Origin of the sequence: Pseudoalteromonas luteoviolacea CPMOR-1 (assembly GCF_001625685.1) — a bacterium.
Taxonomy (GTDB): domain Bacteria; phylum Pseudomonadota; class Gammaproteobacteria; order Enterobacterales; family Alteromonadaceae; genus Pseudoalteromonas; species Pseudoalteromonas luteoviolacea_K.
On sequence record NZ_AUYC01000096.1, the window covers coordinates 1 to 532 of the forward strand.

The window sequence follows — 532 nt, forward strand, 5'->3', positions numbered from 1 at the left end:
TATGTTTAAAGAATAACCACGCAATTAAAATTGTTAAATGAGACTTGTTGATGACTACAATAATTTACGACCATAAGAATTCTCAAATCGCTTGCGACTCTCAGACTACTGAAAACGGCATTATAATAAACTCTGACGCAGATAAGTGGTACATTCTAAGCGATGGCTCACTAATTTTTGCAACCGGAAAGACAGTTGATATTCATGAATTGCGTACCCATTTGGAAGGTGGGGAGCTTTCACAAAATATTGGAAAGGTTATCTACTTTCGCATTCATGAAACCCATAAAACAGTCATATATGGTTCAGTATATGAAACGGAAGATAAAACAAAGGTGGTGAGAGAAGAACCTCTCTTACATTCATATGGAATCGGTTCAGGTGGCGAAAGCGCACTGGTTGCTTTGAGCTTTAATGTAAGTGCTAGAGATGCTGTGATTAAGGCGTCAGAATTTGACATTAACACCAATGATAACGTGAAGGTTTACGACATTTCAGAGGTAGGATTTATTTAAACCTCTAATTCTGAATA

Annotated in this window: 1 protein-coding gene; it reads left to right on the forward strand. The window is 36.8% G+C overall.

The genetic code is table 11. From position 1 onward, the window contains the following. Positions 1-50: 50 nt before the first annotated feature. Entirely contained in the window at positions 51-515 is a 465-nt protein-coding gene (locus tag N473_RS25655) for a hypothetical protein (RefSeq protein WP_063370433.1), read from the forward strand. The last annotated feature ends 17 nt before the right edge of the window (positions 516-532 follow it).